Origin of the sequence: Paraliomyxa miuraensis (assembly GCF_026337845.1) — a bacterium.
Taxonomy (GTDB): Bacteria; Myxococcota_A; Polyangia; order Nannocystales; family Nannocystaceae; genus Paraliomyxa; species Paraliomyxa miuraensis.
This window is the reverse complement of record NZ_JAOVZF010000152.1, coordinates 263,533-285,837: the sequence shown is the minus strand read 5'-3', so window position 1 is coordinate 285,837 and position 22,305 is coordinate 263,533. Positions and strand designations below refer to the sequence as shown.

Genomic DNA, 22,305 nt, shown 5'->3' with positions numbered 1-22,305 from the left:
CGACTCGTACGACGGAGCCGATCCATGGGAGCATCCACGGCGATGCGTGCCAAGACCTGGATCCTCGTGACGTCGATGTTGGCCCCGAGCGCCTGCAAGGACGAGCCCGTGCCCTCCGCGGACGGCTCGAGCACCGGCACCACGGCGGGCTCGGACACCTCGGACACCTCGGACACCGGGACCGCATCGCTCGACGACACCGGCACGTCCACCGGCGGCGAAGACATCGACCAGTTCCCCGGCCTGTCGGGCCCGGTCGAGATCCTCATCGACGAGCGAGGCATTCCCCACATCTACGGCCAGGCCGACCTCGACGTGATGTACGCGTCGGGCTACCAGATGGCCACCGACCGCCTGTTCCAGATGGACCTGGTGCGCCGCCGTGCGCTGGGCCGCCAGGCGGAGGTGCTCGGCCCCGACTTCGTGGGCCAGGACGAGATCTCGCGCATCTTCGACCTGCCGCGCTGGGGCGCCGCCAACGTCGATCGCCTGCGCGCCGAGGACCCCGACACCTACCAGCTCATCGTGGCCTGGCTCGCGGGTGTCAACGCACGCATCGAGCAGGTGCTCGCGGGCGAGGTCCCCCTGCCCTACGGCTTCGGCCCCGGCGAGGCCGACTACCTCCCCGAGCCGTGGACGCTGCAAGAGCACTCGGCCATCGCCAAGCTGATGATGCTGGGCAACTCCAACTCGCTCGAGCGCGAGCTCCTGGCCACGATCGTCCAGCGCAACCTGCCCGCGGCCTGGGCCAGCATCGAGCTGTCGCGTCCTGCGTTCTCCGTCCCCACCATGCCTCCCGACGAGCTGCCCGCCCCCGCGCCATGGCGGCCCGGGGTTCAGCACGCCGCCAAGCCGCCCATCCCGGCGTCCCCCACCGAGATCGTCTCGGCCCTCGATGCGCTGCACCGCGCGATGCAGCACATCCCGCGGGTGGGCAGCAACAACTGGGCGGTGAACGGCCAGCTCACCGCCACGGGGCGCCCGCTGATCGCCAACGACCCGCACCAGCCGCTGCAGAGCCCCTCGCTGATGTACGCCCAGCACCTGAGCAGCGTCGATGCGGGCGGCCAGATCGACGTGATCGGCTGGGCGTTCGCGGGCACCGCGGGCGTGCAGCTCGGCCACAACCAAGACCTGCACTGGGCCGCCACCACCAACTTCGCCGACGTGATGGACATCTGGGAGGTGGAGCTCTCCGGTGACCAGGTCGCGGTGGGCGACCAGATGGTGACGATGGAGATCCGCAGCGAGGTCATCGAGGTGGCCGGCGAGGACCCCCAAGTGCTCGAGGTCCGCGACGTTCCCGGCTTTGGCGTGCTCTTGCCCGACGACATCGTGCCGCTGCCCATCGCGGCCCCGGGCAACGCGCTATTGCTGAACTGGACGGGCTTTGCCGCCACCGCCGAGGAGCAGACGTTCGTGGCCATGGCCAAGGCCGCCACCCTCGACGAGTACGACGCCGCGGCCGACACGATGGAGGTGGGCGGGTTCAACTTCGTGGCGGCCACCGCCGACGGCATCACCTACCGCGTCAACGTGCACGTGCCCGATCGCGGCGATCCCAGCGCGCGCCCGATGCCCTTCCTGGTGGTCGACGGCAACGACCCCGAGAGCCTGTGGAGCGGGCAATTCCTCCCGCCCGAGCAGATGCCCCGCAGCCGCGCCGAGAGCCGAGGGTGGATCGCCACCGCCAACAACGATCCCTGGGGCTTCACCTTCGACGGCGACGTGAGCAACGACCCCTGGTACTACGGCTACTTCTTCGCCTCGGGCTTCCGTGCGCAGCGGATCGACGAGGAGCTGACGCGCCTGGCCAACCTCGGAGGCATCTCGCTCGAGGACATGCAGGCGCTGCAGACCGACACCCACAGCACCGCATCGGATCTGCTGCTGCCCATCCTCGAGCAGGCCTGGAGCAACCTCGGCGTCGACCCCGAGCTCGCGCCCTACGAGGGCCGCCCCGAGCTGCAGACGCTCTACTCGCTGCTCACCGACACCTGGGATCAGCGGATGGAGCGAGACAGCCCCGGGGCCCTGGTCTTCCACCTCTACCTGATGATGCTGACCGACGAGGTCGTCCGCGACGAGCTGTCGTTCCTCTACAACATCGTGCTCGAGGCGGAGTCGCCCTTCGTCGTCAAGATCCCGATCCTCGCGATGCTCGATCAGTATCCCGACTCGGCCGCGCTGCTCGGAGCCTCGCGGGACGTGGTGGCCCTGGAGACGCTCTCGCGGGTGGCGAGCCTGCTCGAGGCGTTCTACGGCGACGTCGATCCGTCCGGCTACACCTGGGGCGACATGCACGGCACCGACTTCACCAACCCGCTCGGCGGCGACCTCTACGGCGGCTGGTGGCCGAGCGACGGCGGCGAGGACACCGTCAACGTGTCGTCGAGCGCGTTCCTCGACGAGAACGGCAACGTGGCCGAGCGCTTCGACTCGCACGACGGAGGGATCTTCCGCGTGGTGACGACGTTCGCCGAGGACGGCACGCCGCAGGCCTACTGCAACTTCCCGCCGGGCAATTCGGCCGATCCGGGCAGCCCCCACTTCGACGACACGCGCGAGGCGTGGCTCGAGGATCAGTACACGTTCCTGCCGTTCGAGCGCGACGAGGTCGAGGCGGTCACCGAGCAGACGATCGTGCTCGAGCCGTAGACCTCGCGGGGTCCCGTCAGCCGGCCTTGGCCTCGGCCGGTGCGCCCCCCGGCGCATCCGTCTTCTCCGGCTTGACCTGGACCGAGCCGTGCTCGGCCATCAGCCGCTCCCACAGCGGCTCGGTCGTCTTGAGCCCGTCCCCATCGAGCCGCAGCGTCCGCTCGATCTGCGCCTTGCGGAAGATCGCGGGCGGGGCATCGGGCTGCTGCGGATCGATGTCCTTGATGAGGACCTGCTCGTCCACCGTCACCACGCCCTCCTCGAACTTGAAGGTGCGAGCGAGCTCGAAGCGCCGCACGATGCCGTCCTCGCGCTTGATCTCCTCGAACCGATTCATCGCGAAGGTGGCCGCGCCCAGACACGCGCCCGACTCCGCATCGAGCAAGGGGCGCTCGACGAAGCGATCGCCCTCGCGCGGCAGCAGGCGCACCACCTTGGCGCACTTGGCCGGGTCGTCGGGCGGGCACACCATGCTCTCCACCACCAGCACCGTGCCCTCCCCCATCGGCTCGATCCGCATGCGGATGCGGTTGGGGTTGGCCCGCAGCGCCCCCAGGGCCCGCACGGCGATGCCGTTCTTGCGGTACTCGGCCACCGCGATGGGCCCCAGCGCATCACCATCCTCGAAGTACTCGGTGCGGACCCAGACCAGCGCCTTGCCTTCCTCGATGCCGATCACCTCGAGGTCCTGCTCGCCATCGAGCGGTCGCGCAGGCAGGGCCGGAGCCGGAGTCTCGGGCAGCACGCACGCGGCCACCTGCTCGTCCTGGATCTCGAGCGGACGGTTGGTGCAGTCCTTCGCCGGGCGAGCGGGCTCACCGGTCTTGGCGTTGAAGCTCTTGAGGATGAGCGCGAACCACACCTCGGGCGGCACGTTGTTGCTCTGGGTCTCGAGCGCCTCACCGCCCTCGACCTCCGACGAGCACAGCGCCATCGGGCCATCGACGGTCTTCTTGCAGGCGGCCAGGGCACAAAGGGACAGCGCGAGCGAAGCGACGATCGGACGTCTCACCCCCTCAGTCTTACCCCAACCCCTCTATCCCCGCGAGCCCTCGCCGCCGACCTCCGCGTAGGCGCGCGCGAACTCGGGCCCGAACACGTGCTCGGTGATGTTGCGATCGGCCTCGGTCAGCTCCTGGTAGCGCTGCACGAACGCCTTCCACGCCACCGCGGCCCGACTGCCCCAGGCCGACGACACGCCGCGCTCGATGGCGGTGGGATCGAGCCGCGCCAGCAGGCTCCGCACGCCCTCCATCACGCCGTTGATGAGCGCGACCTGGTGGATCATCACGTCGGCGTACACGCCCACCAGCTCCTGCGTGCGATGGGGCCCGCCCTTTTGCCAGTCGAGCAGGTACTTGAGCACGTTGTCGGGCGTCCCCGCCGCATGCAGCGGCGTGAACTCCTTGATGGTGCGCACGCCCATCTCGCGCCCGAACTGCTCCTGTCCCTTTTGCAGCTCCACGAACGCCTTGGCGCTCGCCCGCAGCACGTCCTCCACGCATGCGAGGAAGCGCTCGGCTTCCTCGGCGCTGCGCGGCGGCTCCTCGTCGGGCCGCACCCCCTGGGCCAAGCGCTGGACCGCGGCCATGCCCTCGGCCCCGTCACCGCCGCCTCCACCCCCGGCTCCGGGCACGCGTGCCCCCAGGCGCCGGGCCAGCCCGCCGAAGTCGGACTCGTGGGCCACGGCCGGGAACTCGCGCGCGAGCACCGAGACCGCGAACTCGTGCAGCGACGGGTGCATGCTCGTGAGCGACGACTGCAGCTCCTGCTGCACGCGCGTCCACGCCTGCCGATAGGCATCGTAGGCGGGGCGCAGCCGGTGGATCGCCTGATGCACGTCGGACATCTGGACGTGCGCGGTGTTGCCTCCTGGCGCCGCCGGCATCTGCATCGACGGCTGGCGATCGATGGTCCCCGTCATCGCGTTGCCCGCGTGTCCGTAGACCGGTGGCGGCGGCTGGGGAACGTAGGGGTCGGCCACCGGTGCGGGCGGCGCATAGCCGGCCTGATGCATGCTCGACACCATCTCGCCGCGGCTGAAGCGAAGCTCGAGCTTGCCGATGGTGACCGACAGCATCTCACCAATGACCACAGGCTCACCCGCCTGGATCTTGCGACCGTTGAGCAAGGTGCCGTTGGTGGAGCCGAGATCGAAGAACTTGGCCTGGCCGTCATCGAAGCGCACGACCGCGTGCCAGCCCGAGACGAACGGGAACGGCAGCGGAAGGTCGTTCAGCGGATTGCGGCCGATCCGAACCGGGGATGTGGCAAAGGTGTGGTCCGAGGTCGTGCCTGCCTCGGAATCGAACACGGTGATCACCACGGGGCGCATGGAAGCAGTGCGACACTCGGCTCCCCGCCGAGATGCGATCGCCAGGGTAACACGGGGCGCGGGTACAAGCGCGAGGAAGGGAATTCCCGGGGGGTCCGATGCGAGTAGCGGGCTTCGCGCGAAGGCACCGCGAGGCCGGGGGACGCCGAGCCCCGTGCTATCCTGGCGACTCGGACGCGTGACCCGGACGGGCCCACCTGGGTGCTGCGACCGCAAGGCCTTCTTCGAATGGGAACGAGCGATCAAGGCCCCGGCAAGGGGCGACGCGAGCCCGACGCGCCCGTGTCGACGCGGGGTCCTCTTCGCGTGGTGGACGAGGCCAACGCCAGCGCCGAGCCCCCCGCGTTCGACGAGAACGGCGGCGACTACAACATCAAGATCCTCCAGCCGCTGTTCGGCTACATCCGCAGCAAGCTCGATGAGGACACGCTCGCGGACATCGTGCACGACTGCGGGCTCCCGCGCGAGGTGATCGAGCGGCAGACGGGGTGGATCAGCCACGAGCGCCTCGAGCACTTCTTCGCCGCTGCCCGCGAGATCGTCGGCAGCGACGAGGAGTTCATGCGGGCGTGCGTGTACGAGTTCAAGAAGCTGTACGGCCCGTTCTTGCTCATCATGCGCAGCATGTCGGTACGCGGGCTGGTCGAGCTCGCGACGCGCACGACTCCGATGATCTGCCGCGTGGGACGCTACGAGATCGCTCGGAGCACCCGCACCTCCACTCTGCTCCACTACTACACCGATCGTCACGAGAGCCGCCTGGTGTGTCTGTCGCGCCAAGCCGCCATCAGGAACACCCCCACCCTGTTCCTGGGGATGCCGCCGGCCAAGCTGGTCGAACACTCGTGCGTCGCCCATGGTGACGAGCGCTGCGAGTACGAGATGTCCTGGTACGAGCCGCTGCGCTTGCGGCTCGTGGGAGCGGGCGCGCTCATCGGGCTGCTGGTCGCGCTCGGCCTGCCAGAGGGCGTGGCAGAGCCGTTCCTGTCGTTGTCCAGCCTGTCGCTCCTCGGTGGGATGACCGGGGCGCTCCTGGAGATGCGCCGCCTGCTGCACGAGCAACGGCGATTCGCCGACGAGACGACCCTCGAGATGGAGAAGATCATCGTCTCGCACGCCCAGGCCACCGACGAGCTGGCCTCGCTCCAGCAGCGCGAGCGCGACTGGAACCGCCACGTCGAAGAGGGCGTGGCCGCGCGCACGCGCAAGCTCAACGCGGTCGTCGAGCGACTCCAGGCGGTGATCCGTCAGCGCTCGGGCAGCTTCCCCGTGGCGAGCAAGGCCTCCACGAACGACGATGGCAGCGAGGCCTCGGCTTCGAGCCTCGCGTCGCACGCCGGGCGATCTCCGTCCATGGAAACGGCGGTCGACCGGGTCTCTCGCCTCGTCGGCGAGCTCGTCAGCATCGCCGGCGACGACGCGACCAAGCGTGATCTCAAGCCGGAGTCGGTGAGCGTGGACGTCTTGGTCGATCAGATCCGACGGCAGCTCAAGGCCACGATGGTCGGCCGCAACGTCCGCATCACCGTGTTCCAGACCCGCGAGGCGCCGCCGTCGATCACCACGCTGCGCCCCATCCTCGAGCGCGTGATCGACAACCTCCTGTTCAACGCCAGCCGCCACACCGACCGAGGCAGCGTGGTGGTGGAAGCGAGTGGCACGCCCGGCAGCCTGCTGCTCAAGCTCTCCGACACCGGCTCGGGCATCTCCAAGGAGCGGCTCGAGCAGGTGTTCGACAACGAAGGCGGCGCCAGCGGGCGGCTGTCCAACGACCGCTCGGGTCTCGCCTACGCGGCACGCCTGCTCGACCACATCGGTGGCCGCCTCGAGATCATGAGCGAGCCCGGGGTCGGAACCACGCTGTGGGTCTACATTCCAGTCGAGCCTCCCGTCGAGTCCTCGGACTCGCCGTCGCAGGACGGTGACGCACCGAGCACCGACGAGCCCCATGCGGCCCAGTCGAGCGTGGTCGGTCGGGTCGTCAGGATTCGCTCGAAGCTCAGCCCGGCCGCCGAGCCCTAGCGACGGGCAGTGTCGATGAGCCAACAGCGTGCGAGCCAGCCCGTCAAGCGCATGGTCGACATCACCATGCGCTACCTCCGGGCCGAGGGTGCACGGGTGGTGTTCGGCGTCCCCGGGGGCCTGCTGCATCCGTTCTTCCAGGCGGTGGAGTCCGAGCCCGAGATCCAGCTCATCGTCACCAAGCACGAGGCCGGCGCAGCGTTCATGGCCGACGGCTACGCGCGCTCGACCAACAGCCTGGCCGTGTGCGCGGGGACCTCGGGGCCCGGTGCCACCAACCTGCTCACCGGGGTCGCGGCCGCGTTCTGCGACGGCGTCCCCATGCTCGTGATCACCGGGCAGGCCCCCTCGCACGCGCTGGGCAAGGGCGCGGCCCAGGAGATGGCGCCCGAGGACATCGACATCGTCGCGATGTTCAAGCCGATCACCAAGTACTCGGCGATGATCCCGGCGCCCGATCGCGTCTCCCATCACCTGCGTCGCGCACTGCGGCTGGCACTCACTGGCCAGCGAGGACCCGTGCACCTCAACGTGCCCGTGGACTTCTGGGACCAGCCCGCCCGCCCGGAGTGGTTCGAGCCCCAGAGCTATCGCCCCTCCACCGAGGCGTTCGACCGCGAGGCCGTCCGGCACGCCTCCTACTACCTGGTGCGCGCCGAGTATCCGGTCTTGCTGGTGGGCTCCGGCGTGGCCAGCTCCAACGCGCGGGTCGAGGTTCGACAGTTCGCGGAGCGCTTCGGGGCGCGCGTGGCCACCACCGCCAGGGCCAAGGGCGTGTTCCCAGAGAACCACCCGCTGTCGCTCGGGGTGATGGGTCTGGCCGGGCACGCGACCGCCCGCGACACCCTGCTCTCCGATCAGGTCGATGTCCTGATGACCATCGGCGCGTCCCTCAACGAGACCACGACGCTCAACTGGGATCCCCGCCTGATGCCCCGCGAGGCGCTGATCCAGCTCGACATCTCGGTCGACAAGATCGGCCGCAACTATCCCGTGACGGTCCCCCTCGTAGGGGATGCTCGTACGGTCGTCAGCGAGCTCTCGTTCCACGCCGAGCGCGAGCTCGAGGGCACCGACACGCCCTCGCGCTGGCACGAGGAGCCGCCGATCATCCACGATCATGGGTTCTACGAGCACCCGGAGCTGCGCATCTCGACGGCCGTGCCCATCACGCCGCAGCGCTGGCGGGTGGAGCTCAACGAGATCCTGCCCCGCAACGCCATCGTGTTCTCCGACATCGGCGGCCACATGCTGTTCAACGTGCACGACCTGGCGATCCGCAACCGCCAGAGCTTCATCCTCAACCTGGGGTTCGGCTCCATGGGACACGGCACCGCCGGCCCCATCGGGGCTGCACTCGCGGCTCCGCACCGCCCGGTGATCGCGATCATCGGCGACGCGTGCTTCACCATGACCGGTATGGAGTTGCTGACCGCCAGCGAATACGATGTCCCGGTGATCTGGATCGTGGAGAACAACCAGATGCACGGGATCACCTGGCACGGCAGCCAGCACGTGGGCAACGGCCAGCCCATGGACTCGGTCCGCTACCGGCGACCGCTCGAGATCGCCTCCATCGCACGCGCGATGGGCCTGTCTGCCTGGGTCATCGAGCGCCCAGGCGAGCTGCGACTGGCGTTCATGGAGGCCCTCGAGCGCCGACAACCTGCGCTCATCGAGGTCTTGGTCGACGGCTCCGTATGCCCTCCCCTGGGGGAGCGGGCCAAGACCATCGCCGGGTTTCGCGACCGGTGAGGCAGACGACCAGCGCATCATCGACACTCGAGGAGTCAGGAGAGCTGAACATGGCCAAACGCACCGGTCCCTTCGAGGAAGGAAGATGGCCACAGCGCCTGAGGGCGGTGGCGGTCTCCCCACCGCCACATCCTCGCCTTCACGGCTACGACATCGCGCGCGACCTCTCCCGCCACTACAGCCTCGCCGAGGTCATGGTGCTGGCCGTGACGGGAGAGCTCCCCGATGAGGCCAGCGGCCGAGCACTGGAGATCGCCCTGATCATCGCGAGCACCTGCCCGATCAACGAGGCACCCACCCACGGCGCCGCGCTCGCCCGAGTCATGGGTGCTCCGGTCGGCAACGCCCTCGCCACGGGCTTCCTCATCGGCTGCGAAGCCTCTCGTGCCACGGTCGAGGATCACCGCGAGCTGCTGCAGTGGCTTCGCGACGGCCGCGAGGGCCCGCCACCGCCCTGTGCACGTGCCAACGAGGACCACGAGGCCGATGTGGTCGAGGAGCTCCGCCGAGCCCTCGCCCCGCTCGGACCGAGCCTGGCCCCTCCCAAGGGCACGAGCCGCACCGCGGCGCTGCTCTCGGTCATGTGGGCATGTGGCCTGCGCTGCGAGGATGCGCTCATTGCTGCCCTGAGCTGGGCCAAGACGCTGTCGATTGCCGCCGAGAGCGTGGGCAACCCCCGCGGAGAGCTATCGAACCTTCCGAACCGAGTCCCCGACTTCCAGTACGAGGCGCCAGGGTCATGAGCTCAGCCACTCTACACCTGACAACCGAGCTGGGGCACGCCGGTTGGCACGATCACGAGGTTCGTGGAGTCGTCGTCTTCGAGCTCGATCCTCGCAGCACCACCCTGATCGATCTGGCGCTGCTGAGCCTCGGCATTCGCGCCGACCGCGACGAGGCTCACCTCGTGCTCACGATCTGCGCCCAGGCGGCACTCAATCCCGACCCGCGGATCCCTCCCATGAAGCTCGTGCGGCTCGGCGCGACGCATGGCGGCCTGCTCTCGGCCCTCGCGGCGGGCCTGGTGGGGATCGAGCGCTCCTTGGTCGGCATGTCGGCCGTGACCGACTCCGCGGGCTTCCTTCATGACTTCGTGGCGCGGGTGGGCTGGGACGCGAGCGACGACCGGATCCATGCGGCCCTCCAAGAGCTCAAGCGCTCCGGTGCGGTCATCTACGGCTTTGGGGTGCCAGGGCGCCCGGTCGACGAGCGTGCCCGCTGGATGTCCGAGCGACTCGACGAGGTCCTGGCGTCTCCTCGCCCGTGGTGGAGAATGTACGAGAGGATTCGGGGGTGCCTGCGCCTGCCCCCCAATCTCGGGGCCGTGTTCGCGGCTGCGCTGCTCGATCTCGGGTGTACGCCGGACCAGATCGGAGCGATCTCGTGTGTCGTCAACCTGTTTCCCCTGCTCGGCAACGCCCACGAGGGGGCTCGACAAGCGCCCCGACTGCTGCGCACGCTCCCCGCAGAGACGGTGTCCTACGAGGGCCCCGCTCCACGGCGAAGCCCTCGCGCAGCCCGGGCCAGCAAGGAGTCCTGACCCCAGCCCCGCGCCGTGGTCGAGTTCATGCGCGCCGTCGATGACGGACCAAGCAGGGCACGACTGGCCGGCGCAGGATCTCCTTGGCCTCGACGACGGGCGCTCCGACGAGCTCGAGCTCGAGGTGTTGCAGCGCGGTCCCGACGAAGGTTCGGACGGCCTGCTGGGCAAACGCCTTGCCGATGCAAGCATGCGCACCACCGCCAAAGACGATGAGCGCGTGGCGTGGCAGCGGCTTCCCGTCCAGGAAGCGACCGGGATCGTAGCGCTCGGGATGCTCGAACACCTCGGGTAGGCGCTGCGCAACCGGCGGGCACAAGGCGACGATCCATCCCTTGCGGATCCCGAACCCCCCGAGGGTCAGGTCCCGACGAGCCACCCGCGTGATGATTCCGGTCGGCGGATCGTATCGCCCCGACTCCTGGACCACGGCGGAGAGGTACGCGAGCCCGGCGAGCCGATCGATGGTGAGCGCGGGGCCTCCGACCTCCTCGCGCAGCCGTGCGAGCACGTTGGGGTGTCGAAGGACGTGGACGATGGTCCACGCCATCAAGGATCCGGTCGTGTGGTGAGAGCCGAACAGCACCGAGACCACGAGATCCACGGTCTGCTCCATGCTCCAATACTCTCCTCGCTCGTCCCGAAGCGTGGAGAGCCACTGCATGGTATCGGCCGGCGCATCGGCCATGCCGCGCCGCTCGTCGACCGCCTCACCGATGATCCGGTCGAGGTAGGCCCGCGCACGGTCGCGGCGACGGAACTTCGGGAGCGGGAGGTTGGGCGGCACGAAGAGATCGAAGCTCTTGATGAGCGCGGAGAAGGCCTCGCGAAAGCGAGCGTCGGTGCCTTGGGCGAACGCGTCCCCGAGGATGCAGCGAACCGCAATGGTCTGGCTCAGCCGTTCCGTGAAGCCGACCAGCTCGAGCTCCCCCTCCGCTGGCAGTCCCAGCGCGGCCCGCTCGGCTTCCTGGAGCATCACGCGGGCGTGCTGCTCCAGGTGCGACTTGGTCACCAGCGGGGTCAGTGCATCCAGCAATCGCCGGTGCTCCTTCTTGCCGTCGGGGAACGCAATGTCGCCCATGATGGGCTTGACGGGCTCGGCCGCGAGGTTGATCGAGAGCACCTCGCCAGGCTGGCGAAAGTACTCGGCGGCGTACTCTGGCCCGATGAAGCAAGCCATCGTCTTGGGACCCAACGAGAGCACGAACGCCGGACCGAGCGTCTCGTAGGCGCGCCCGATGACCCCCACCGGATCCCGCATGAACGCAAGACCACTACCAAGCAGGGGCAGCCCTCGCATACGAGGCGGCGGTGGTCTCATCGTGGCGATCATAGCCCACCGTGATCAAGCGCTACCCACGCAGCAGGACGCGGCTCGGGCCAGCCGCGTCCTGCTCTCTGCTCGGGTCGGCGAATGCAGCTAGACCGACTCGCTGGTGTCGACCGGCGCGGGCTCGGCCACCTCGGCCTCGGGCTCCGCCGCGGCCCCTCCGTCGGGCGCCCCTCCGTCGAAGTCGAAGTTCCAGTGTCCACCAAAGCCCAGCCCGATGGTGAGCTTGGGCGGCATCTCGCCGATGGCCATGCGCTCGAGGATCGCCTTGGCGAGCACCGGCATCAGCGAGCCACGCAGCGCGTGGTCGAGGGCGCGAGCACCGGTCTCCGACTCGGTGCAGCGCGAGACCATCTCCTGGATGAGCGAGTCGGCGAACAGCGTCTCCATCCCGTGCGCCTCCTCGAGCCGCCGGCCGAGGCTGCGCAGCTTGAGCTTGGCGATGTCGGTGAGGATCGACGGATCCATCGGCCGGTAGGGCACGATCGACATGCGAGCGAGGAGCGCGGGCTTGAAGTGCTTGGACAGCGTGGGCCGCACCGCATCGACGACCTCCTGCATGGAGGGCTTGGCCCCGTTCTCGTGCAGGCTCATGATCACGTCGGTGGCGAGGTTGCTGGTGAGGATGACGACGGTGTTGCGGAAGTTGATGATCTTCCCCTCGCCGTCGCTCAGCATGCCCTTGTCGAACACCTGGTAGAACAGGTTCATGACCTCGAGGTCGGCCTTCTCGCACTCGTCGAGCAGCACCACCGAGTACGGGCGCTGGCGCACCGCCTCGGTGAGCACGCCGCCCTCGCCGTAGCCCACGTAGCCCGGCGGGGAGCCGATGAGCCGGGAGACGGTGTGCTTCTCCTGGAACTCGCTCATGTTGATGGTGACCATCGATCGCTCTCCTCCGTAGAGCAGATCGGCCAGCGCCAGCGCGGTCTCGGTCTTGCCCACGCCGCTGGGGCCCACGAACAGCATCACGGCCACCGGGGTCTGGGGGGCGCGCACGCCGGCCTGCGACATGCGGATCGCCTCGGCCACCGCCTCGGTGGCGTGGTCTTGGCCCTTGATCCGCTCCTGCAGCAGGCTCTCGAGCCGGAGCATCACCTCGATCGAGCTGCTTCGCATCTTGCCCACGGGGATGCCGGTCCAGTCGGCCACCACCTGCGCCACCGCGTCGCGATCGACCTCGTAGTGCACCAGCGGCTCCTCGCCCTGCACCTCGCGGAGCTTGGCCCGCGCCGTACCCACGACCTCGAGCTGCTTGGTCTTGGCGTCGCCCTCCGACTCGCGCAGCTTGGTGGTGGCCTCGCGCAGCGCGGTGATCGCCTCGCGCTCGGCGGTGAGCCGGGCCTCGAGCGCCGTGATCTCCCCCTCGAGCTCGGTCACGCGCTCGCGGATCTCGGCCACGCGCTCGGCCGAGTCGGACTCGGCCGCGGCATCGTCGATGTCGCGGGTGCGGGCGGCGAGCTCGCGCTCGAGGCTGGCCTTCTCGGAGCGCAGCTTGACCAGCGCGGGCGGCGGAGCGTCCTGCTCGATGCGCACGCGAGCGGCGGCCGTGTCGAGCAGATCGACGGCCTTGTCGGGCAGCAGGCGCCCCGAGATGTAGCGATCGGAGAGCTCCACCGCGGCCTCCACCGCGTCGTCGCGGATCACGGCGTTGTGGGCGTTCTCGTAGGTGGGCCGGATGCCGCGCACCATCACCTTGGCGTCGTCGACCGTGGGCTCGCCCACCTGCACGGGCTGGAAGCGGCGCTCGAGCGCCGCGTCCTTTTCGAAGTACTTCTTGTACTCCGACCAGGTCGTGGCCGCGATCGTGCGGAACTCACCGCGGGCCAGGGCCGGCTTGAGCAGGTTCGGGATGTCGTTGTCTCCGCCGCCGCCGCCGCCCACCAGGGTATGGGCCTCGTCGATGAACACGATGATCGGCGTGGGCGAGCCCTTGACCTCGGCGATCACCCGCTTGAGCCGGTTCTCCATCTCGCCACGCACGCCCGCGCCCGCCTTGAGCAGGCCCATGTCGAGCGACAGCAGCTCCACCTGCGCGAGCTCGGCCGGCACCTCCTTGTTGGCGATCGCCCGGGCGAGGCCCTCGACCAGCGCGGTCTTGCCCACGCCCGGCTCGCCCACCACGATCGGGTTGTTCTTCCGACGCCGCCCGAGGATGTCGATCATCTGGCGGATCTCGCGATCGCGGCCGAAGATCGGGTCGATCTCGCCCTTCTTGGCCTTGTCGGTGAACGAGATCGTGAAGCGGTCGAGCGCCTCGCGACCGGGTGCGCTGCCGGCCTGCCGCGCCTGCCCCGGCTCGGACGGCGGGGCCATCTCCACCGTCTCCTTGCTCGCCGCGATCATGGCGTCGAACGACTTCTTGAACTCGTTGACGTCGATCTCCTCGAGGATGGGGAACTCCTCGGCCGAGTAGTACCCGGTGCGCTCGAGGAACTGCAGCAGCAGGTCGGCGCCGCGCATCTGCGTGGCGCCGCGCTCGAGCGAGGCGGCCACCCACGTGTCTTCGAACCAGGCGAACAGCTTCTCGGAGAACACGGGTCGCCCGGCATTGCCCGTGCGCAGGGCCTGCAGGCTCTTTTCGAGCGACGCAGCGAGCTTGAGGCGATCCTTGCGGAAGAAGTGCAGCACGTGCCCCACGTCGCCGTCCTCCAGCTCGCAGAGGCCCAGCAGCATGTGCTCGACGGTGATCTCGTAGTAGCGACCCCCGGCGGCCCGCTCGACGACGGACTCGAGGATCTTGGTACACGTGGGATTGAGGCGACGGACGAGAGAACGGGGATCGGCGCGCATGGGAGAGGGACCTCTTGGGGGGTTGGCAGAGTGACGTCAGGAGGATTGGAAAAGGGAGTGGATGCCGGCTATGGCCGCTCGCGGGCAGCGGAGGCGCTCGGTGCCAGGGTGCCGGAGCCGACCTCGCGCTGGGTGACCCGCAGCAGGTCCTTGGGCAGCGGCACCTTGAGATGGGTCTGGCCGCGCTGGGCGGCTCGCGAGCTGAGCCACGAGTCGAAGCCGACGCGACCACCCTCCTTCTTGCCCAGCAGGAACGGTGGTCGGTCGACGAGCACGAGATCGAGCTCGTACTCGATGGGCTCGGGCGACAGCATCCCGACCAGCTCGCAGATCGCCGGGAACATGTCGCCATCGGCCAGGAAGCGGCGGAAGTTCTCGCGCAGGGGTCCGATCACGATCGTGGCCTTGCCCGCGCGGTGGAAGCACTCCACGCCCAGCACCGCGTTGATGCCGACCTCGCTGTTGGCCAGGCCCAGCGAGATCCGCTGCTCGGGATCGAGCAGCGTCCAGTCGCCGGTGAACTGCACCACGTGCACGGTCGCGTCCTGCAGCGCCTCGGAGGTCACGTCTTGCACGGCGAGCGCCAGCGTGTGGGCCGAGCGCACCTTCGAGGACAGCAGCGGGGCCAGCCGCAGCAGCTGGCTCCGCGACAGGTGACGCATGCGCCACCCGTCGTAGGCGTCGAACCCGGCCATCGCCAGCATGCGTCGCGACCAGGCGTCGTTGGCCCCCTGGGTGTGCTCGCGGGCAAAGTCGAACTTGATGCCGATGCGATAGACCAGGCTCACCAGGCGGTGATGGAACAGGTCGAGGAAGTCGCGCTTGATGCGGGCGCCGTCGTCGTCCTGGCAGACCTCCTCGGCGATGTAGAGCGGCATCGGGGTCATCGCCCCCGAGACGCCCATGAACGCGGTCGTGACCTCGTAGCGGTAGCGCTCCTCGTCGAGCACCTGCTCGGCCGAGTGCGGCACCCTCACGCGCTCGATGCGACCGAGCTCGCCGGCGTTGAACACCAGGTCGTGCGCGTGCCGAAAGCGGATGGCCTCGCGTGCATAGGGACCCTCGCCGCCCACCCGCACCGCGCCGGGGGTGAGGCGCTCGAGCATGCTCACCGAGACGAAGAAGTTGTAGCGCTGGCCATGGGCGAGCAGCCGCTCCTCGGCGGTGGGCTTGTGCGGGCGCTTGCGCGAGTCCTGCATGCGACGCTCCCCGTCCGCCCTCGGCTCAGATGATCTGCTGCCGGCCGCTGCGGGCCGGCCAGCGCAGCACGGTCTTGGACGGGTGCAGCCGCACCCGCAGCTCGTTGAAGGAGTTCAGCGAGGCGTGGCTGGCGAACAGCTCGTCGAGCACGCAGCCGAACAGGAACGCCTCGCCGGCCGTGCCGAGCCGCGCCTCGTCGAGCTCGACGAGCGTCTGCACCCCACGCACCGGTGCGCCCTGCATCATGCGGGTGATGGGCGTGGAGTCGACGGTGCGGATGGCCTCGATCTTGAGCTCGTTGGCGCGCCCCACCACGGGACTGACGTCCTTTTGGAAGTTGTAGAGCGCGAGCAACGAGCGCAGGGTCTGGGCATCGGCCAGGCTCTGACGATTGATGGCCAGGTGCGACAGCAGCCGCCAGTGCAGCTCGGAGCCCAGCGGCGGCCGCACCGGCGTGGTCACGGCGTTGATGTTCTTGAACGGCGCGGGGCTCGAGGTCCCGCGCGGGGTGGCCGAGATCTCGCCCAGCTGCAGCTCGGCCGGCAGCGAGCGGTTGGTGCAGCGCACGTCGATCGACAGCGTCTCCTCGACCTCGGAGGGCGCCACGTCGCGCGGGGTGACGACCGACAGGTACATGTCGATGCCATCGTCGATGGGCGAGACGGTGGGGTGGAGCGTGTAGTAGGAGGGCTCTTGCGGGTTGCCCCGAGCGTCGCGAGCGTTGGCCTTGCCGCCGTGGGCGAAGCCGAAGAACGGCTGGTAGGTGCGGCGCTGGGTCTGCCCCTGGCGCACCCCGATCACCTCGGTGAGCTCGTAGATCTCCATGTGCTTGGGGTTGAGACCCGAGGCCCGCAAGAGGTGCTCGTAGACCAGCGGATCGAGCTTGACCGGATCGGCGGAGACCTCGAACAGGTTCAGCACCGGGGTGCAGTGCAGACGGAAGTTGTCGGGTGAGATGCGCCCCTCGAGCGCGGGCGGGCGTTCGAAGGAGAAGCGCAGCTCGAAGCGATCGTCGGTGAGCTCGCTGGCCTTGTGCAGATCGACGACGTCGAGGAACAGGAACTTGCCGGGCTGGGTGAAGTACTCCTGCAGGTAGCGGTAGCCCGGCTGCGAGAACGTGGGCCAGGGCAGCAGCGCCTCCTCGGGTGTCCAACCCACCGGGCGCACCACGTTGGCGCGACCGATGGCCGACGTGCGGCCGTCGCAGCGCAGCTCCACGTCGACGAGGTGACGACGCATCCACAGGTAGAGCGTGGCGCAGATCGACATGTCGCCGTGCAGCAGCAAGCGAATGCCCTCGCGGCGCGGGATCAAGGGGCGCCCCGCTTCCGTGGTCTCGAACATCAGCCGGATCACGGGACGCGACGCGGCCGTCTCGTCGAGCTGCACGTCGACGATCTGCAGCGGCAGCAGCTCCACGTCTTGCGTGGTCTGGAACTGGCACGCCGTGCCCTGCATGGGCGTGCTGGCCACCTTGGCGCCGCGACCGATCGGCTGGACGCCGCGCAGCGCCTTGATCGACGGGCTGTACTGGATGATCGAGGTCGCGGGGATCGAGCGCAGGAAGTGCGGCAGCAGCAGCTCCGTGATGCCCTGCACGATCGCCGGGACCGCATCGTCGACCTTCTCGCGGATGCGGGCGGTGAGGAAGGCAAAGCCCTCGAGCAAGCGCTCGACGTCGGGATCGTTGCCTCGCTCGGCCAGAAGGCCCGCGGTGGATGGATGCACGAGCGCAAACTCGCGGCCCATCTCGCGGAGATACGCCAACTCGCTCTCGTAGTACTTGGCGCCCACTGGGCGCCTACTCTACCTTGACTCGCCCGCCCTGGGACATCTCGGTTCGCACGCGGACCAAGCCCTTGCGCTTGTCGCCCACCATGCGCGCCGAGACCTCGAACGCCAGCGAGAGAGGGTCACCGCTGTCCACGAGCCTCACCCTCACATTGCGGAGGCGGGGCTCGAACTCGGCGACGGTGTTTCGGATGCTGCGCTGGATCACCTGGGCAGCGCTGGGAAACTGATGAACGAGGTCGACGAAGTCCACCACCCCGAACCCTTGAGCGGCCATCGAGTCGCCCAGGCGCGTGTTGAGCAGCGCCCGCAGGTTTCCGACGATGGAGTGGACTTCGTCGACCGGTCGAGAGGGATCGGCCGATGCCAAGCGGGAGAGCAATCCTCGCGCTGCCATCGTCCGATCCCCCCTTGCCTATCCTCTGGGTACCCCTTGGGTCCGATGGGCTAGGAGTTCTCGCGCCAGTTGTCGTGGTGGCTCGCGCCCGACGGCTCGTAGGTCCACGTGATGTTGTGGAACACGAACGAGACCTGCTCGGTCGGGGGCTCCTGCGCGCTGGCCGGGTCGATCACGTCGGGCGAGCCGCGAGTGATGCTCGCGACGCGACCCTCGGCGATCTCGACGGTGAAGAAGTGCTCCGTGGTGCCGTCCCCCGCGGGGTTGGGCCGGAAGAACTTGAACACGCCTTCGATGACCTCGTTGTTGCAGAGCGAGCGAGCGAGCAACGGCGAGGACTTGTCGATCCGCTTGCGAAACTGAATGGGCTCGTAGGTGCGACGGCCGGTGGCCAGCGCGGAGCCCTTCTCGCGAGCGGTGCGAACGGAGTCCACGAACGAGAGGCACTCGATCGAGTTCTCACGACCAAGGCTCGTCTGGGTCGACTCGCCTTGGATGTCCTCACCGTTGGACTTGAGGTAGAGGTGTACGGTTTCCGCCATGCTCGGACCCTAGCAGTGCGGGGTAGGAGCGGCAACCACTGTTTGGTGCCCGACGTGCTGATTCCTTTGCCCGCTCCGCGCTGCTACGGGGCCCCTTTGGGTCTGTTTTCGGTCGGCAGTCGCGTCCGCATCTGGTTTGCTTGCCAGTCTGCTTTCCGGATCGTGGACAATCGTCCCGATCGGAGTGACCGCACACCGGACGCGGGCGCGTTGGTTCGTGACCCGAGCGACCCCATGGCTGCCAGTTGGGGCTGCCTGTTGGGGCCGGCGGTTGGGGCCGGCGAGTGGGACCGGTCCCCATGGCCGACCTCGCAGTGTTTGGCCGCGTCGGTCTGCGACCCGGGTTGGGACACGCGAGCAAGGCCGCATTCGCGCATGCGCGCGCATCGACGCGGATGCATCCGAAACCTCGGGCACGCTCGGCCGGACCCGTGCGGAGGATCGGCCGAGCGCTCGCGCTTGCCCGTGAACGGGGCCGGGCAACATCAATGGGACCGCCCAAAAAACGGCTTGGAGCCACGGCCGGGGCGGGTCATTCTCGCATGCCCCGCCCATGCTTCGGATCACGGTCACCAAGGATGGAGGGCTGCCGCAGGTCAGCACCTTCGACAAGCGCGAAATCACCATCGGCCGCACCAAGGCCAACGACTTGGTGATCGGCGAGCCCGGTGTCTCGAGCGCGCACGCCCGGATCCTCTCTACGGGCGACGGCATCACGCTCATCGACCTCGAGTCGACCAATGGCACGTTCGTCAACGGCGAACGGATCCGCGGCCCTGCCCTCGTGCAGCCCGGAGACGAGGTCTACATCTGTGCGTATCGCCTCGACTTCGAGCTGGCCGGGTCGGGCGCGCAGCCCGTGTCCGATGGGCCTCCTCCGATGATCGGTCAGCCGAGCCCGCCCCAGGTGCCCGGCCCGATGTCCAGTCCAATGCCCAGTCCAATGCCCGGTCCAATGCCGGGCGCGATGGACGACGGGCCTCCTCCGATGTTGGGTGGTCCTCCGATGCTGGGGGGTCCCGAGTACCCAACGCCGGCCGAGCTCGGTCCTCCTCCGCTGCTCGGCGGCTCCAGCCGCCCAGAGCCCGCGTTCGACGGCCCGCCCATGCTCGACGGGCCTCCGCTCATGTCTCCCGCTCCAATGGGGGCTCAGGAGGATGCGCCGCCGCTGCTTCCTCCTCCCCTCGAGCAAGCACCACCGCCGAGCCCAACGCCGATTGCACCTCCGGTCGGGCTCGCCGAGCCCGAGACTCCGCCTCCGATGGCGCCTCCCCCCATGGCGCCTCCCCCCATGGGTGCGCCTCCCCCCATGGCGCCTCCTCCGATGACGGCGCCCCCGATGGCTCCTCCGCCGCCGATGATGACGGCGCCCCCTCCCAACGGGCGTCCATCGAGCGCGAGCACCCCCTCGGCTCCCACCCCCGTTTCGGAGCCTGCTCCCGCGCCACCGGCAGCGGCTCCCACCCCTCCCGAGGACGACGAATCGCGGCCTCCGTCGATGGTCTCCGGCCAGATCTCTGCGGTCGAGCCTCCACCACCCTCCGGGCCTCCGACCCCCAGCGAGCTCCCGCCGCCGCTCGGGGCACGTGCGGTGCCCGTGGCCATCGATCCCACGCCCACGCCCATGCCCGCTCCCCTGGCTCCGCTCCCGGCACGGACCGGGACCGAGCCCATCCTCCTGCCGGCACCGAGCGACGATCTGTCCGATCTCAGGGGCCCGGGGGCCGGAGCCGAGGCCTGCGCGCGCGTGTTCGCGATCGTTGCCTACCGCCTCGCTCCCGACGGCAGCCTTCCCGCCAAGGACGCCCAGACCCGCGCCAGGGCGCGTGGCGAGGCCCAACGATTGCTGGCGGAGGTCGCCGAGCGCGTGCCCGAGGTGCAGGCCCGCCCCTGGGCCAATCGCATCGCCAACGAGCTGTGCGGCCTGGGAGCCCTCAGCGCGCCCATGGCCGAGCCCGACGTCTGCGACGTGCACGTGCACGGACCCAACCTCGTGCTCGTGCGTCGGCGTTCGGAAGCCCTCGCGCCCATCGACGCCAAGTTCACCTGTCCTGCCGCCGTGGAGCTGGTGGTGCGGCGCCTCACGGGTCAGCCCTTCGGACCCGAGCACGCGATCGTCGAGGGTCGCACGCCCTCGGGGGCCGACGTTCGCGCGCTGCATGGCTCGCTGACGTCGCCGGGCCCGTTGGTGACCATTCACCGCAACACGGTCGACAAGGAGCCCCGTGGGCTCGAGTCGTTCGTGCGAGCCCGTGCGCTGCCCTCGGGCATGGCCACGCTCCTCTGCCACGCCGTACAAGCCGGCCTCAACGTGCTGGTGTGCGGAAGCCCGGGTACCGCCACGTTCTCGTGGCTGGCGGCGCTCACGGCCGAGGCTCCATCGTCGGATCGCGTGGTGGTGGTGCGACCCGGCCCCGAGCCGGACCCGCTGCCCAGCAGCGCAGTGGTCGTGCACGGTGGATCGCTGCCTCCGCGCGACGGCCTCGGTGGGTCGCAGCAGGCGATACGCGGCGCGCTGAGCCTGGCGCCCGATCGCCTGGTGGTGCACGAGGTCGCCGGGCCGGAGGCGAGCGAGGTGCTGATGGCGATGGGCCGCGATCTCTCGGGGACCATCGCATCGGTGCGTGCGAGCTCGGCCAGTGCCGGCCTGACCCGCTTGGCCGCGCTCGCGGGGCTGGGCGGCGACGCACCCGATGCGGCCGCACGCGCGCGCCACGTGGCGTCGTCGGTCGATCTCGTGCTCGCGGTCTCGCGCTTCGGCGACGGACACGTTCGGGTCACCGAGCTGGCGGAGGCGTCCGTATCCGGCGCAGGGGCCATCCAAGCGGTCTCCCTGGTCATGTACCAGCCCCATACCGGGGGCTGGAGGGCGAGCGGGTCCGCCTCGACGGTGCTCCAGACGCTGCAAGGCCGCGGGTTCCCGGTGGACGACAGCCTCCTCCACGAGTGACCCGTCCTCCGCCTTGCCAAGGCGCTCGCCGGTGTGTGAAATTTCGCGACCAGTGCGCGCCCCTTCTTCACCGATGCCCTCGCTCGACTCGAGACCTCGCCGCAGCCGCTCGCGCCGCTCGCGATGGATCACCGGCTCCGTGCTCGCGGGGCTGACCGCCGCCATGGCGCTCCTGCCCGCGTGCAAGAAGAAGGAGAAGGACACCTGCAATCCCGACGAGAAGGGGTTCACCAAGGTCCGCGTGGTGGTGCAGCCCACCGCCGACATCAACCCCGATCCCGAAGGCACGCCGCGTGCGACCAGCCTGCGCATCTATCAGATCAAGGGCGGTCGCAGCCTCGACGTGCCGCTCGACTTCCGTCAGGTGTGGCAAGACGCCACCGCGGTGTTCGGCGACGAGCTGCTCAAGGAAGAGGAGCTGACGATCTACCCGGAGAAGATCGACGTCTTCGAGATCGAGCCCGAGGAAGATGCCACGCACTTCGTGGCGGCCGCGATCTTCCGCGAGCCGCTGGGCAGCTCCTGGTACGCCGAGTGGGAGACTCCCCTCTACCACGGCGACTCGGTCTGCATGGCCGAGAAGAAGAAGCAGACCTACGAGGACCCGTGCTTCCTCATCTTCATGGAGGGCAGCCAGATCGACGGCGGCCACAAGCCGCCGCCCGGGATGGAGCTCGACAAGATCACCGTCCAGTGCCCGCCCGAGCCGCTCGAGGTCAAGCCCAAGCCCGAGGTCGACCCCAAGCAGAAGAAGAAGGAAGAGCGCAAGAAGAAGCGCAAGGAGAGGCGAGCCAAGCTCAAGGGCAAGGCCGAGGACACCCAGGCGACGGGAGAGGACGCGCAGGGCAAGGCCGACGCCGCCGAGGGAGCCGGCGACAAGGCCTCGAGCGCAGGCGACAAGGTCTCCAACCCCGAGGCCCCCAAGGGTCCGGACGTCCCGGGCAAGGACTAGGCGCCCCCTACCGTCCCGGCATGGCCCCCAACCCAGACCC

At 69.2% G+C, this 22,305-nt stretch carries 15 protein-coding genes; 7 read left to right on the top strand and 8 right to left on the bottom strand.

What is annotated here, in order from left to right; genetic code table 11:
• Nucleotides 1-42 precede the first annotated feature (42 nt).
• Entirely contained in the window at nucleotides 43-2,658 is a 2,616-nt protein-coding gene (locus tag OEB96_RS20510; RefSeq protein ID WP_266218058.1) for a penicillin acylase family protein, read from the top strand.
• 16 nt (nucleotides 2,659-2,674) lie between these two features.
• On the opposite strand, the gene OEB96_RS20505 is transcribed toward OEB96_RS20510, so the two are convergent.
• On the bottom strand, nucleotides 2,675-3,670 hold the full coding sequence (locus OEB96_RS20505) for a hypothetical protein (protein WP_266218057.1): 996 nt from the start codon (nucleotides 3,668-3,670) through the stop codon (nucleotides 2,675-2,677).
• A gap of 24 nt (nucleotides 3,671-3,694) precedes the next feature.
• Nucleotides 3,695-4,993 (bottom strand): type VI secretion system-associated FHA domain protein, encoded by a 1,299-nt coding sequence (locus OEB96_RS20500; protein ID WP_266218056.1) that lies wholly within the window; start codon nucleotides 4,991-4,993, stop codon nucleotides 3,695-3,697.
• Between the two features lie 228 nt (nucleotides 4,994-5,221).
• On the opposite strand from OEB96_RS20500, the gene OEB96_RS20495 reads away from it, so the two are divergent.
• Genes OEB96_RS20495 through OEB96_RS20480 form a run of 4 tightly spaced genes read left to right on the top strand, consistent with a single transcriptional unit; the run spans nucleotide 5,222 to nucleotide 10,310 of the window.
• Nucleotides 5,222-7,015, top strand: a complete 1,794-nt coding sequence (locus OEB96_RS20495; RefSeq protein ID WP_266218055.1) for a sensor histidine kinase — start codon at nucleotides 5,222-5,224, stop codon at nucleotides 7,013-7,015.
• Between the two features lie 15 nt (nucleotides 7,016-7,030).
• Entirely contained in the window at nucleotides 7,031-8,770 is a 1,740-nt protein-coding gene (locus tag OEB96_RS20490) for a thiamine pyrophosphate-binding protein (protein ID WP_266218054.1), read from the top strand.
• 50 nt (nucleotides 8,771-8,820) lie between these two features.
• Entirely contained in the window at nucleotides 8,821-9,513 is a 693-nt protein-coding gene (locus OEB96_RS20485) for a citrate synthase family protein (RefSeq protein ID WP_266218053.1), read from the top strand.
• Nucleotides 9,510-10,310 carry a hypothetical protein gene (locus OEB96_RS20480; RefSeq protein WP_266218051.1) on the top strand — a complete coding sequence of 267 codons (801 nt, stop codon included), beginning with the start codon at nucleotides 9,510-9,512 and terminating at the stop codon, nucleotides 10,308-10,310. The genes OEB96_RS20485 and OEB96_RS20480 overlap by 4 nt, the downstream gene beginning before the upstream one ends.
• Before the next feature lie 25 nt (nucleotides 10,311-10,335).
• Here OEB96_RS20480 and OEB96_RS20475 read toward each other — a convergent pair whose 3' ends face one another.
• The 6 genes from OEB96_RS20475 to tssD form a co-directional block, all read right to left on the bottom strand.
• Nucleotides 10,336-11,631 (bottom strand): cytochrome P450, encoded by a 1,296-nt coding sequence (locus OEB96_RS20475; RefSeq protein WP_266218050.1) that lies wholly within the window; start codon nucleotides 11,629-11,631, stop codon nucleotides 10,336-10,338.
• Between the two features lie 99 nt (nucleotides 11,632-11,730).
• Nucleotides 11,731-14,433 (bottom strand): type VI secretion system ATPase TssH, encoded by a 2,703-nt coding sequence (tssH, locus tag OEB96_RS20470; RefSeq protein WP_266218049.1) that lies wholly within the window; start codon nucleotides 14,431-14,433, stop codon nucleotides 11,731-11,733.
• Between the two features lie 68 nt (nucleotides 14,434-14,501).
• Entirely contained in the window at nucleotides 14,502-15,632 is a 1,131-nt protein-coding gene (gene tssG / locus OEB96_RS20465; protein WP_266218048.1) for a type VI secretion system baseplate subunit TssG, read from the bottom strand.
• Nucleotides 15,633-15,657: 25 nt separating this feature from the next.
• Complete coding sequence (gene tssF / locus OEB96_RS20460; RefSeq protein ID WP_266218047.1) at nucleotides 15,658-17,427, bottom strand: type VI secretion system baseplate subunit TssF; 1,770 nt, start codon at nucleotides 17,425-17,427, stop codon at nucleotides 15,658-15,660.
• Between the two features lie 7 nt (nucleotides 17,428-17,434).
• The gene (tssE, locus tag OEB96_RS20455) at nucleotides 17,435-17,821 is read right to left on the bottom strand and encodes a type VI secretion system baseplate subunit TssE (protein WP_266218046.1); all 387 of its coding nucleotides are present in this window, start codon (nucleotides 17,819-17,821) and stop codon (nucleotides 17,435-17,437) included.
• 50 nt (nucleotides 17,822-17,871) lie between these two features.
• Nucleotides 17,872-18,363, bottom strand: coding sequence for a type VI secretion system tube protein TssD (tssD, locus tag OEB96_RS20450; RefSeq protein ID WP_266218045.1), 492 nt, complete (start codon nucleotides 18,361-18,363; stop codon nucleotides 17,872-17,874).
• A gap of 553 nt (nucleotides 18,364-18,916) precedes the next feature.
• Between tssD and OEB96_RS20445 the strand changes: the two genes are divergently transcribed.
• Together OEB96_RS20445 and tssJ are read left to right on the top strand one after the other, a co-directional pair.
• Entirely contained in the window at nucleotides 18,917-21,313 is a 2,397-nt protein-coding gene (locus tag OEB96_RS20445) for an FHA domain-containing protein (RefSeq protein WP_266218044.1), read from the top strand.
• 73 nt (nucleotides 21,314-21,386) lie between these two features.
• Nucleotides 21,387-22,265, top strand: a complete 879-nt coding sequence (gene tssJ, locus OEB96_RS20440; protein WP_266218043.1) for a type VI secretion system lipoprotein TssJ — start codon at nucleotides 21,387-21,389, stop codon at nucleotides 22,263-22,265.
• Nucleotides 22,266-22,305 lie beyond the last annotated feature (40 nt).